This is a genomic window from Ureibacillus suwonensis (assembly GCF_042655065.1).
In the GTDB taxonomy this organism is placed as follows: domain Bacteria; phylum Bacillota; class Bacilli; order Bacillales_A; family Planococcaceae; genus Ureibacillus; species Ureibacillus suwonensis.
In genome coordinates this window covers 250,283-263,116 of sequence record NZ_JBHSNQ010000048.1, presented here as the reverse complement: position 1 = coordinate 263,116, position 12,834 = coordinate 250,283, and the positions used below count along the sequence as shown (strand labels likewise).

General features: G+C 41.9%; 11 protein-coding genes. All 11 read left to right on the top strand.

The window, feature by feature from the left end; genetic code table 11:
* The first annotated feature begins 37 nt into the window (after positions 1 to 37).
* Entirely contained in the window at positions 38 to 817 is a 780-nt protein-coding gene (locus ACFPOH_RS05685; RefSeq protein WP_342469889.1) for a ribonuclease HII, read from the top strand.
* Entirely contained in the window at positions 814 to 2,661 is a 1,848-nt protein-coding gene (locus tag ACFPOH_RS05680; RefSeq protein WP_390309026.1) for a hypothetical protein, read from the top strand. Before ACFPOH_RS05685 ends, ACFPOH_RS05680 begins: the two co-directional genes overlap by 4 nt.
* Entirely contained in the window at positions 2,658 to 2,930 is a 273-nt protein-coding gene (locus tag ACFPOH_RS05675) for an EscU/YscU/HrcU family type III secretion system export apparatus switch protein (RefSeq protein ID WP_342469887.1), read from the top strand. The genes ACFPOH_RS05680 and ACFPOH_RS05675 overlap by 4 nt, the downstream gene beginning before the upstream one ends.
* A gap of 175 nt (positions 2,931 to 3,105) precedes the next feature.
* Positions 3,106 to 4,266 (top strand): ADP-forming succinate--CoA ligase subunit beta, encoded by a 1,161-nt coding sequence (gene sucC, locus ACFPOH_RS05670; RefSeq protein WP_390309025.1) that lies wholly within the window; start codon positions 3,106 to 3,108, stop codon positions 4,264 to 4,266.
* A 16-nt stretch (positions 4,267 to 4,282) separates the two neighbouring features.
* Entirely contained in the window at positions 4,283 to 5,185 is a 903-nt protein-coding gene (gene sucD, locus ACFPOH_RS05665; RefSeq protein WP_342581149.1) for a succinate--CoA ligase subunit alpha, read from the top strand.
* A gap of 101 nt (positions 5,186 to 5,286) precedes the next feature.
* Positions 5,287 to 6,168, top strand: coding sequence for a DNA-processing protein DprA (gene dprA, locus ACFPOH_RS05660; protein WP_390309024.1), 882 nt, complete (start codon positions 5,287 to 5,289; stop codon positions 6,166 to 6,168).
* 106 nt (positions 6,169 to 6,274) lie between these two features.
* On the top strand, positions 6,275 to 8,350 hold the full coding sequence (gene topA / locus ACFPOH_RS05655; protein ID WP_390309023.1) for a type I DNA topoisomerase: 2,076 nt from the start codon (positions 6,275 to 6,277) through the stop codon (positions 8,348 to 8,350).
* Positions 8,351 to 8,371: 21 nt separating this feature from the next.
* Complete coding sequence (trmFO, locus tag ACFPOH_RS05650; RefSeq protein WP_390309022.1) at positions 8,372 to 9,685, top strand: FADH(2)-oxidizing methylenetetrahydrofolate--tRNA-(uracil(54)-C(5))-methyltransferase TrmFO; 1,314 nt, start codon at positions 8,372 to 8,374, stop codon at positions 9,683 to 9,685.
* Positions 9,686 to 9,949: 264 nt separating this feature from the next.
* Complete coding sequence (gene xerC, locus ACFPOH_RS05645; protein ID WP_342581804.1) at positions 9,950 to 10,834, top strand: tyrosine recombinase XerC; 885 nt, start codon at positions 9,950 to 9,952, stop codon at positions 10,832 to 10,834.
* Positions 10,835 to 10,859: 25 nt separating this feature from the next.
* Entirely contained in the window at positions 10,860 to 11,396 is a 537-nt protein-coding gene (gene hslV / locus ACFPOH_RS05640; protein WP_342581805.1) for an ATP-dependent protease subunit HslV, read from the top strand.
* The gene (gene hslU, locus ACFPOH_RS05635; RefSeq protein ID WP_342581153.1) at positions 11,396 to 12,784 is read left to right on the top strand and encodes an ATP-dependent protease ATPase subunit HslU; all 1,389 of its coding nucleotides are present in this window, start codon (positions 11,396 to 11,398) and stop codon (positions 12,782 to 12,784) included. Before hslV ends, hslU begins: the two co-directional genes overlap by 1 nt.
* Positions 12,785 to 12,834 lie beyond the last annotated feature (50 nt).

Below are 12,834 nucleotides of genomic sequence, written 5' to 3'. Positions count from 1 at the left end.
CGATATAAAAGAAAAATAGGAGAAAGAATGGTTTACTATGGATACAATCAAAGAAATTATAGAAGCATTAAAAAACGCGACAAGTTATGAACCTTGGATGCAGGAACTGGAAAATGACGGGCGGGCAAGCGTTCAAAAGGCGTTATCGCAATTTAAAAAACGGATGGAAAAGCAGGAAAAATTGTTCCAACAATATAAGGAAAAACAAGCCTTCGATGCAAGTTTTCTCCCCTTTGAAGGGGCTTTTTTGGCCGGAGTGGATGAAGCAGGGAGAGGCCCTCTTGCCGGACCGGTCGTGACTTGCGCTGTCATTTTGCCCTATGATTGTCCGGAACTGGTTGGGGTAAATGATTCGAAACAACTTTCCAAAAAGAAACGGGCGGAATTTGCCGAAATCATCAAAAAGCATGCCATCGATTATTCGATTCATTTTCAAAGTGCGGAAGTCATTGATGAAATCAATATATTGGAAGCGACAAAACAATCGATGAAAACATGCATTGAGAATTTGAAAATCCGGCCGGATTATTGCATTGTCGATGCGGTCTCCATTCCGATCGATATCCCGCAAAAAGGAATTATAAAAGGCGATGCCAAAAGCCTTGCGATTGGTGCGGCATCCATTTTAGCCAAACACGAACGGGATTTATATATGGAAGAACTACATAAACAATTTCCTCAATATGGATTTGACCAAAATGCCGGTTACGGTACAAAACAGCATTTGGAAGCGATTGAACGATTTGGACCGACCATCCATCATCGTAAAACCTTTGAACCTATAAAATCCATGCTGGAGAAGAAGGTGAAGCTATGACCATTCCTTCCTTTCAACCGATTCAAAATCAACAGATGGCCATTCAGAAAGGTCCTTTGGTGTTAAAACAGGGCCAGGTTTTTTATGGCAGCGTGAAACAATTATATCCAAATCAAACGGCGGAAATCCAAATCGGGGAGCACCATCTCGTAGCCAAGCTGGAAACGCCTTTGAAGGTGGGAGATTCGCATTTTTTTCAAGTGACGGGCATAAACCCACAGGCGGAGCTGAAAGTGGTTTCAGGGCCGATGGTGAAGGAATCTGCGAATGTACAACAGTTGATGGAATCATTGAATTTGCCAAAGAGCCAAGAAATGCAGCAATTGTTGACCCATTTCATAAAAAATCAGCTGCCGATTTCAAGGGAACAGTTGATGCAAGCGGAAAGCTGGCTGAAAAGTTTGCCGGATGGCGCATCGAAACAGGAAGCATTATCGGCCCTGCAAAAATTGGTGGAATTGAAATTGCCTTTTACTGAAGAAACGTTTAAAGCTTTATTGTTCGGTTCAAAAACAAGCGGCATAACCAATAACCTTGAACAATTTGCCCAATTGCTTGATCGTAGTAGCAATGTGAATCCCCAGGCAAAGGAGAATTTATTGAATGCCATCCGGTCCATCGCAAACCCTTTGGAAACGGAAACGGCAGGACTTGTGATTGCCCGCTCCGTCCGGACGCTTCTTGATGGCGCGGCACAGTCAACCATAAAGCAAAATGCCTTAAACATATTAATAGAGGCCAATATTTTGACAAAAGAGGCCAATCTCAGCAATTGGTTGAACCAGTTGACCGTTTCTTCCAAAAATGACACAGCAGGAAGCATGATAGGGCGATTACAATCCGGCACTGAAGAGACAGTTGCCCAAAGGATTCAACAAATAGCCGGCTGGGTTGAAAATGAACATAACCTGACGGCCCAACAAAAAAATGCCATCCTCCAAACATTGAAATCTTTCAATGGAACAAACGGGGAACAATTGGGAAAACAACTTCATGCACAGCTGTTGGAAGCTTATTCGGAACAAACAGTGAATGGCCTATTTGCAAAAGGCGATGGAATTTCCCCGAAAGAGCAATTATTGTCCCTTTTGAAACATGAGTTTGCTTCGAATCCGGAAGCGGAATTAAAAAATTTGGCAAGAACTTTTCAAAGTTCAAATGAACCGGCAACCAATGCCTTGTTTGCCGAATCGGAAGAGTTGCTGCTTTCAAAATTGAATGGTAAAGGAATGCAACAAGCGATCCAATCGATATTGAAAAACCTTGGATTGAGTTACGAATCCGCTTTGAACAAAACTGGCGACGTCGAATCCATTGTACAATCTTTAAAACCGCAAGTGTTATCTTTCATCCGAAATGAAAGCGTACCGGCGGAATTAAAAAATGCGGCAGAAATGCTTCTTGCCCGGTTGAACGGCATGCAACTTTTATCCGGTGAAGCAGGCCATCAGCATCAAATCATTATGCAAATCCCATTGCAATTTTTAGGAAAACAGGTGGATGCGACGGTTCAATGGAACGGAAGAATGAAGAAAGATGGGAAAATCGACTCCAATTATGCGCGGATTTTATTTTATCTAAATATGGAAGCGTTGAAAGAAACGGTCATTGACATGCAAGTGCAGAACCGTATCGTAACGGTTTATGTTTACAACGAACATGAAGGATTGGAACCGCTTGCCGAGCCGTTGAAGAAATCGTTAAAAGCCGGGTTGGAAGAAAAGAACTATCATTTGTCCGGTGTGATGATCAAACCTTTCTCCAAGAGGGAAAATGTAACTAAAAAGGTGGAGAAAACAGGTGACAACGGCGCTTCTCATAAAGGAGTGGATATTCGCATATGAAGGAAAAAAGAAAAGAAGCCGTCGCTCTTTTATATAATCCTGAAGAAAATAGTCCAAAAGTTGTTGCTAAAGGAAAAGGGAAAATTGCGGAAAATATTCTTCAAAAAGCGGAAGAACATAACGTTCCTGTCTATGAAGATCCAAATCTGGTGGAATTATTGGGACAGCTGGAATTAAACGAATCCATCCCTCCGGATTTATATGAAGCCGTAGCGGAAGTATTCGCTTTTATTTATCAGTTGGATAGAAAATTTCATTCAAATGGTTGACAAGATTATAGCAATATTGTAAAAGTAAAAGGGTGTTATATGCGCAAAGTAGAAAAAATAAGTCGAATTCTAGCAAAAATCGACAAAAAATAAGAACATAGACATTGCGCTGGCATTTGATTAAAATAATAATAGTCAGAAAATTTTCCGATATTGTTGAATTGGAGGATGGCAAATGAATATCCATGAGTATCAGGGGAAGGAAATACTTAGAAACTATGGAGTTGCAGTTCCAAATGGCAGAGTTGCTTTTTCTCCGGAAGAGGCAGTGAAAGTGGCCAAAGAACTCGATTCAAATATTGTCGTTGTGAAAGCGCAAATCCATGCCGGTGGAAGAGGGAAAGCCGGTGGAGTAAAAGTGGCCAAAAATCTGGATGAGGTGCGCGCTTATGCAAAAGAATTGTTAGGGAAAAAATTGGTCACAAAACAAACAGGCCCTGAAGGTAAGGAAGTAAAGCGCCTTTATATTGAAGAAGGCTCCGAAATCAAGAAAGAATATTATTTGAGTTTCATATTGGACCGTTCCACTTCCCGAATCACTGTGATGGGTTCAGCTGAAGGCGGAATGGACATTGAAGAGGTGGCGGAAAAAACACCTGAAAAAATCTTCAGAGAAGTGATTGATCCGCTGACAGGTTTATTGCCGTTCCAGGCGAGAAGATTGGCAATTAATATGGAAATCCCTACAAAATTAATAAACCAAGCTGCCAAACTTATGATTGGTTTATATACAGCTTTTGTCGAAAAGGATGCTTCCATCCTTGAAATCAATCCGCTCGTGTTGACGGAAGATGATAAAATTATGGCGCTGGATGCGAAATTCAATTTTGATGCCAATGCACTTTATCGCCATCCTGAAATAGTCGAACTTCGTGATTTTGATGAAGAAGATCCAAAAGAAATCCAGGCATCCAAATATGATTTGAACTATGTTTCTCTTGATGGAAATATCGGCTGCCTCGTAAATGGTGCAGGTCTTGCGATGGCCACAATGGATACGATCAGCTATTATGGAGGCTCTCCAGCCAACTTCTTGGACGTTGGTGGCGGTGCAAACACCGAAAAAGTGACGGAAGCATTCAAAATCATCCTTTCTGATCCGAATGTAAAAGGAATTTTCGTGAATATTTTCGGTGGCATTATGAAATGTGATGTTATTGCCGAAGGGGTTGTTGCCGCAGCGAAGGTAGTAGGATTGAATGTGCCGCTTGTGGTACGTTTGGAAGGTACAAATGCCGCATTGGGCAAAGAGATATTGAATCAATCCGGTTTGAATATTGTGGGAACGAACTCATTGGCTGAAGGCGCACAAAAAATTATAGAACTTGTAAGGTAGAAAGGCTGGGGAGAAAATGGCGATTTACGTAAATAAAGATACAAAAGTCATTGTTCAAGGAATTACTGGTGACACTGCTTTATTCCATACGAAACAAATGCTCGAGTATGGTACGAAAATCGTTGCTGGTGTAACACCTGGAAAAGGCGGTCAGGTGATCGAAGGGGTTCCTGTCTTCAATACGGTGGCTGAAGCAAAAGCTGCGACAGGTGCTAATGCTTCTGTTATTTTTGTACCTGCTCCATTTGCCGCTGATGCAATCATGGAAGCGGTGGAAGCGGAATTGGAATTTACATGTTGTATCACGGAACATATTCCGGTTTTGGACATGGTCAAAGTCAAGCGTTACATGGAAGGGAAGAAAACCCGCCTTCTTGGGCCAAACTGTCCGGGACTTGTAACTGCCGAAGAATGTAAAATCGGCATTATGCCTGGATATATTTTGAAAAAAGGGCATGTAGGACTTGTGTCCCGCTCCGGTACATTGACATATGAAGCGGTACTTCAATTGACGGAAGCGGGAATCGGGCAGACAACAGCTGTCGGAATCGGTGGTGACCCGGTAAACGGGACAAACTTCCTGGATGTGTTAAAAGAGTTTAACGAAGATCCTGAAACATATGCCGTTGTGATGATTGGTGAAATCGGCGGTACGGCGGAAGAAGAAGCAGCCGCTTGGATCAAAGAAAATATGAAGAAACCGGTTGTCGGATTTATCGCCGGACAAACAGCACCTCCAGGGAAACGGATGGGACATGCCGGCGCAATCATATCCGGAGGCAAAGGCACTGCGAAAGAAAAAATCAAGGCGATGAATGATGCGGGAATTGAAGTTGCACCGACGCCTTCCGTTATCGGTGAAACATTGATTAAAGTTTTAAAAGAAAATGGGCTATACGAAAAATGTAAAACCCATTAAACTAAAAAGTGTAGCGCGGGATTGCGTTACACTTTTTCATTTCCATTCCATGAAAAAAGAGTGCGGTCACGCTTGACATAATATAATAAAGGAGTGGTATCATGGGCTCATTTTCATTAAACGAGCTGCTGGCCCTCCACTATGTTTACCCGCTCACGTTAAACAAGTTAAACAGATTATTAAATGAAATTTCCTCCCTTGACACCCTGCATGATGTATCGCCTGCAACTTTGGAAACCATTCTCCATATTTCAACAGAAAATGCCAATAAAATCATCACGAATTATAAGAGATTATTAAAAAATAATTTGCCCGCTGCATATAATCATGAAGGAATACATGTTATTCCATATACAGACCCGAATTATCCCCAATCTTTGTTTGCGTTGGTCGATTCCCCTGCCGTTCTGTATGGGAAAGGGGACATTACTTTATTAAAAAAACGGAAAATTGCCATTATCGGTTCAAGAATGGCGACAAACTATACACTAAAGGCGCTGGAGGCGATTGTTCCGCCATTGGTTGAAAAGGGTTTCATTATAGTCAGTGGATTGGCAAAGGGAGCTGATGCAATGGCCCATGAAGCGGCCATTCGTTATGGCGGAAAAACAATCGGCATTTTGGGAAACGGTTTATTTCACATATATCCGAAACAAAATGAAAAATTGGCGTTGGAAATGGCCAAAAACCATTTATTGCTCACCGAATTTCCTCCCTATGTGGGCCCCAAAAAGTGGCATTTTCCTTTAAGAAATCGTATTATAAGTGGTATTAGCGAAGCCATTGTAGTGACAGAAGCCGCAAGAAAAAGCGGAACATTAATTACAACGGATCATGCGTTGGAACATGGGAAAGATGTCTTTGTCGTTCCAGGCCCCATTGATTCGAAACTTTCGGAAGGGACGAATCAATTGTTGAGGGAAGGGGCCATTCCGGTATGGAGCGGGCAACAAATTTTGGATGAATTAAATTTGTTTTTTTAGGTAATATATTGAAAAAAAGTTGCAATATTATTCAATCTGTTATACATTTTGCAACAGGAATTTCTTTAATCATTTATCAAGGTGCCTCTAGTGAGGAGGAAGTTAGATGGCAGATTATTTAGTGATAGTGGAATCACCAGCAAAAGCGAAGACAATCGAACGATATTTAGGAAAAAAATATAAAGTGAAAGCATCCATTGGACATGTAATCGATCTTCCGAAAAGCCAAATGGGTATTGATACGGAAAATAATTATCAGCCCAAATATATAACCATTCGCGGAAAGGGACCGATCTTACAAGAATTGAAAACCGCCGCGAAAAAGGCGAAAAAAGTGTTTCTGGCAGCCGACCCTGACCGTGAGGGGGAAGCGATCGCCTATCATTTGGCTAAAGCTTTGAATATCGATACGGAAAGTGAATGCCGTGTTGTATTTAACGAGATTACAAAAGATGCGGTGTTGGAGTCTTTTAAACATCCTCGTCCAATCAATAAACACCTTGTGGATGCGCAACAAGCCCGCCGGATATTGGACCGGCTTGTCGGTTATAATATAAGCCCCATTTTATGGAGAAAAGTGAAAAAAGGATTGTCAGCGGGGCGGGTGCAGTCTGTCGCATTGCGTCTCATCATCGACCGGGAAAATGAAATAAAAAATTTCGTACCTGAAGAATACTGGACGATTGAAGGATTATTTGAAAAGGATAAAAAGCAATTTGAAGCTTTTTATTACGGAGATGAAAAAGAAAAGCTGAAGCTGACAAACCAGGAACAGGTAGAAGAAATATTAAAGAAAATAAAAGGTGCCGAGTTTGAAGTTGTGAATGTAACGAAAAAGGAGAGAAAACGGAATCCGGCTCCAGCCTTTACAACTTCCTCCCTTCAACAAGAAGCTGCGAGAAAATTAAACTTTAGAGCCAAGAAAACAATGATGATCGCCCAGCAGCTCTATGAAGGAATCGACATCGGAAAACAGGAAGGAACAGTCGGTCTGATCACGTACATGCGTACGGATTCAACAAGGATTTCTGATGCTGCCAAAGCTGAAGCAATACAATATATTTACGATAAATATGGTAAAGAGTATGTGGCTGGTGAAATTCAAAAGGTCAAAAAACAACCGGCTGCCCAAGACGCCCATGAAGCGATTCGTCCAACGAGCGTCATGAGAACCCCTGAGCAATTGAAAGATGTGTTGACCCGGGATCAATTAAGACTTTATCGTCTGATTTGGGATCGGTTTGTGGCCAGCCAAATGGCTCCTGCTGTATTGGATACCGTGACGGTGGAATTGAAAAATTCCGGCTGCATTTTCCGGGCAAACGGCTCGCAAGTGAAATTTTCCGGATTCATGAAAGTATATATTGAAGGAACGGACGACCAGACGGAAGAAACAACAAAAATGCTTCCGGATTTAAAAGTGGGAGACAAAATTAAATCTGTTGAAATCAATCCAAAACAGCATTTTACTCAGCCGCCTCCACGCTATACGGAAGCAAGACTTGTAAAAGAGCTGGAGGAACTTGGCATCGGAAGACCTTCCACTTATGCTCCTACGTTGGACGTCATTCAAAGGCGCGGCTATGTGCAACTGGATAATAAGCGTTTTATCCCGACGGAGCTGGGGGAAATCGTCCATTCATTGATGGTCGAGTTTTTCCCTGAGATCATCGACATTGAATTCACTGCAAAAATGGAAGCGGATCTGGATAAAATCGAGGAAGGAAAAACCGATTGGATCCAAATCATCGATCATTTTTATAAAGAATTTGAAAAACATGTGAAACATGCCGATGAAGCGATAGAAAAAATTGAAATCAAAGATGAACCTGCCGGTGAGAATTGTGAAAAATGCGGCGCGCCAATGGTATACAAGTTGGGCAAATACGGAAAATTCATGGCTTGCTCCAATTTTCCGGAATGCCGGAATACCAAAACGATCACCAAACCGATCGGCGTGAAATGTCCAAAATGTAAAACCGGGGAAATTGTGGAAAGAAAGAGCAAAACCAAGCGCGTTTTTTACGGTTGCGAAAAGTATCCGGAATGTGATTTCATGTCTTGGGATAAGCCGATCAGCAGACCTTGTCCGAAATGTAATTCATTATTGGTAGAGAAGAAAGTGAAAAAAGGCGTACAAGTACAATGCATCAATTGCGACTATGAAGAAACAACACAATGAAGTTAGGATGATGATAATACGATGACAGAACAGGTAGTAAACGTAATCGGAGCAGGACTCGCAGGAAGCGAAGCGGCTTGGCAGATCGCCAGCCGCGGCGTCAAAGTCAGATTATTTGAAATGAGGCCGGTGAAACAAACACCAGCCCACCATACCGATAAATTTGCGGAATTGGTTTGTTCCAACTCCTTGCGTGCGAACACATTGACAAATGCGGTTGGTGTTTTGAAAGAAGAAATGAGAATCTTGAATTCTTTGATCATCAAGGCTGCGGATTCCGCAAGCCTTCCAGCCGGGGGTGCACTGGCTGTGGACCGGCATGAGTTTTCAGGATTTGTAACTGAGCAATTAAAGAACCATCCGCTCGTGGAAATCGTCAATGAAGAGGTGACGGAAATTCCTGAAGGTATTACCGTTATTGCGACAGGTCCATTGACATCCGAAGCATTGGCGAAAAAAATCAAGGAATTGACAAGGGAAGAATATCTGTACTTTTACGATGCCGCTGCGCCAATCGTGGAGAAGGACAGCATCAATATGGATAAAGTGTATTTAAAGTCCCGGTATGATAAGGGAGAAGCCGCTTATTTAAACTGTCCGATGACAAAAGAAGAATTTGAACGGTTTTATGATGCGTTGGTGAACGCGGAAGTCGTTGAATTGAAAGAGTTTGAAAAAGAAATTTATTTTGAAGGGTGCATGCCGATCGAAGTAATGGCAAAACGTGGTCCAAAAACATTATTATTTGGCCCGTTGAAACCGGTGGGATTGGAAGACCCAAGAACAGGTGAACGTCCATATGCGGTTGTCCAACTCCGACAAGACAATGCGGCAGGAACATTATATAATATTGTAGGTTTTCAAACCCATTTAAAATGGGGGGCTCAAAAAGAGGTATTCCGACTAATCCCTGGTTTGGAAAATGTGGAAATTGTCCGTTACGGGGTCATGCATCGCAACACTTTCATCAATTCGCCAAAAGTATTGAAAAAAACGTACCAATTAAAAACCCGCCCGAATTTATTTTTTGCGGGGCAAATGACAGGGGTGGAAGGATATGTGGAATCTGCCGGAAGCGGACTTGTTGCCGGAATCAATGCGGCCCGTCTGGCATTGGGCAAAGAACCGGTAGAATTGCCTAAGGAAACGGCTTTGGGAAGTATGGCCCGCTATATTACGGAAGCCGATCCATCCAACTTCCAGCCAATGAATGTCAACTTCGGCATTTTCCCTGAACTTGGCGAACGGATCAAATCGAAGCAAGAAAGAGCTCTGAAGCACGCCGAACGCGCAATTGGCACAATTCGAAATTTTGTGAATTCTCAAACGATATAATTGATTTTGGCCTCTAAATGTTGCTATAATTTTTAGAGGCTATTATTATGTCCGAATGAAAAAAATGATGAATTATTAACAAATTGTGAAGATAAACTGATTTTTAACAATATTTACTCATTTTTTACTTGATATAATTCGTAGTTCGGTATACAGTCGTGAATGGATGTTTTCACTGTATGTGCAATCAGCGTTGGAATGACGAGAAATGTGCCGCTTTCTACGGTACTTCGAATAGAGGTGATCTGGTTGAATATTCAACCAATGCAAGCTCTCGACGAATTTCTCCGAGTAATTCAAGTGGAAAAAAATTTTTCTGTCCACACTGTAAAGGAATATGAACGGGACATTACCCAGTTCATCAACTTTTTGCACTCGGAGGGAATTGACAAATTTGACGAAGTGGAGTATTTTCATGCTCGGCTGTTTGTGACGAAGCTTTACGAAGAGAAACATTCCCGTGCAACAATTTCCAGAAAAATTTCTTCCATCCGAACCTTCTTCCGTTTTCTTAATCGGGATTACGGAATTGATGTTTCAGCTTTTCTATCTTTATATCATCCAAAAAAAGAAAAAATATTGCCCCATTTTTTTTATGAAGATGAACTTGAACAGCTTTTTGATGCAAATAAGGGCGATGATTTGAAATCCATTCGCAACATGGCTTTATTGGAATTGCTTTATGCAACAGGAATCCGTGTGAGTGAATGTATTTCCATTGAATTGGATGATGTTGATTTCCATTATTCCATACTCCGTGTGATGGGAAAGGGCCGAAAGGAAAGGATTGTCCCATTCGGGCAATATGCCCATGAAGCATTGTTAAGATATATCAATGAAGCAAGACCCCTTTTGATGAAAAATAAAAAACATAATCGATTGTTCGTCAATATGCGCGGCGACGAACTGACTGACCGGGGCGTCCGTTATATATTAAATGAAATGATCCGTCATGCGAGCATGCACGCAAAAATCTATCCGCATATGTTGCGCCATACGTTTGCGACGCATTTATTGAATAATGGAGCTGATTTGCGGACAGTGCAAGAATTGCTTGGACATGAGAATTTGTCCACCACCCAAATTTATACCCATGTGACGAAGGAACACTTGCGAAGTACTTATATGAAGGCACATCCGAGAGCATAATGGTAAGGAGGGATAAACATTGGAAATGCATGCTACTACGATTTTTGCCATTCACCATAAAGGCAGATGTGCAATGGCTGGAGATGGGCAAGTAACATTGGGAAATTCTGTTGTAATGAAACATACAGCGAAAAAAGTGAGAAGATTGTTTAACGGGCAAGTGTTGGCCGGGTTTGCCGGTTCCGTTGCCGATGCATTTACGTTGTTTGAAATGTTTGAGTCAAAATTGAACGAATATAGCGGAAATCTGCAACGGGCAGCGGTGGAAGTGGCAAAACAATGGCGCGGGGATAAAATACTCCGTCAATTGGAAGCCTTGTTGCTTGTCATGGACAAAAATACGCTGTTGCTCATTTCCGGAACCGGCGAAGTGATTGAACCGGACGATGGAATTCTCGCGATCGGTTCTGGAGGAAATTATGCTCTTGCTGCAGGAAGAGCATTAAAGCAACATGCGGGAGAACAGATGACAGCCGAAGAAATTGCAAAAGCTGCCTTAACAATTGCAGCCGATATTTGCGTATATACAAATCATCATATCATTGTGGAGGCGCTGGACTGATGACAACACTTACGCCAAGACAAATAGTTGAACAATTAAACCGATATATTGTGGGCCAAGATGCTGCGAAAAAAGCAGTAGCGATTGCATTAAGAAACAGATACAGAAGATCTCTCCTTAGCGATGAATTAAAAAGCGAAGTCATTCCAAAAAACATTTTGATGATTGGTCCTACAGGTGTCGGAAAAACGGAAATCGCCCGAAGAATCGCGAAGTTGACCAACGCTCCTTTTGTCAAAGTGGAAGCGACAAAGTTTACGGAAGTAGGCTATGTTGGAAGAGATGTGGAATCGATGGTTCGGGATCTCGTGGAAGCTTCCAGAAGACTCGTGAAAGAAGAAATGATGGAAAAAGTGAAGGATCAAGCGGAACAACAGGCAAATGAAGCATTGGTGAAATTGCTCGTTCCTTCGAAAGCGAAATCGAAAATGGCGCAAAACCCTTTCGAAATATTTTTTGGAGGCCAAAAAACAGAAAGTGCTTCAGATTCCCAGGATGAATCAGAAATCCGGATGAAACGTTCGAAAGTAAAAGAAGATTTACTGGCCGGCAAACTGGAAGATGAATGGGTGACGGTGGAAGTGACCGAACAAAACACCGCTTTTCTTGACATGATGATTCCGGGAATGCCGGAACTTGGTTCGAGTGGAATGCAAGATATGCTATCGAGCCTTGTTCCAAAGAAGACGAAAAAACGCCGCATGAAAGTGAAAGATGCCCGACGCGTATTGACGGTAGAAGAAGCGAACAAGTTGATCGATTCAGAAGAATTGGCCCAAGAAGCGATTAAACGTGCGGAACAATCGGGGATCATTTTCATTGATGAAATCGATAAAATCGCAAGCAGAGGCCAACATTCTTCTGCGGATGTTTCTCGGGAAGGCGTTCAAAGGGATATTTTACCGATTGTTGAAGGTTCTACGGTGCCAACGAAATATGGACCTGTAAAAACGGACTATATGCTCTTTATCGCTGCGGGAGCTTTTCATATGTCAAAACCTAGCGATTTAATCCCAGAATTGCAAGGACGTTTCCCGATTCGTGTGGAATTGGATAAGTTGACGAAAGAGGATTTTGTCCGAATTTTAAAAGAGCCGGATCAATCTCTCATATTGCAATATAAAGCTTTGCTTGAAACGGAAGGTGTTTCCATCGACTTTACCGATGATGCAATGGAGCGCATAGCAGAGATTGCCACGGAAGTGAATCAACAAACAGATAATATTGGTGCAAGAAGATTGCATACAATCATGGAGCGCTTACTTGAAGATTTATCTTATGAAGCTCCGGAAATCGCACCGACTCATGTACAAATCACCCGTTCGTATGTCGATCAAAAACTTGGAGAAATTTCTAAAAACAAAGATTTGTCTCAATTTATTCTATAACATGATATTTACTGAACCAATTTCTAGAATACCAATTGAATTATCTAACT